This window comes from Pseudomonas yangonensis (assembly GCF_009932725.1).
Classification (GTDB): domain Bacteria; phylum Pseudomonadota; class Gammaproteobacteria; order Pseudomonadales; family Pseudomonadaceae; genus Aquipseudomonas; species Aquipseudomonas yangonensis.
In genome coordinates this window covers 1-299 of the sequence record NZ_BLJU01000226.1, presented here as the reverse complement: position 1 = coordinate 299, position 299 = coordinate 1, and the positions used below count along the sequence as shown (strand labels likewise).

Annotated in this window: 1 protein-coding gene; it reads left to right on the top strand. The window is 49.8% G+C overall.

Features of this window, described 5'->3' with window-relative positions:
- Positions 1 to 299, top strand: a 299-nt coding sequence (locus tag GYB81_RS24125; RefSeq protein ID WP_161898030.1) for a phage tail tape measure protein, incomplete at both ends; no start/stop codon positions are given.

The following is a 299-nucleotide window of genomic DNA, read 5'->3' as shown; positions in this document are numbered from 1 at the left end:
AGCCATGTCTGCACTGGCAGAGGAAACCGGTCGGCGTACTGCGGATATTGATAATAACCTCAATGCGCTGGGCAGTACGCTGAAGTATCTGTCTGATTTATGGAGTCGTTTCTGGGATGCGGCCATGAATATTGGTCGTGAAGACTCGCTGGATGAACAGATTGCCGCTTTACAGGAGAAAGTGTCGCGGGCGAAAAGACTCCCCTGGACGGCATCATCTTCTCAGGTTGAATACGATCAGCAGCGTCTTAACGATCTTCAGGAGAAAAAACGCCAGAAGGATTTGCAGGATGCAAAAG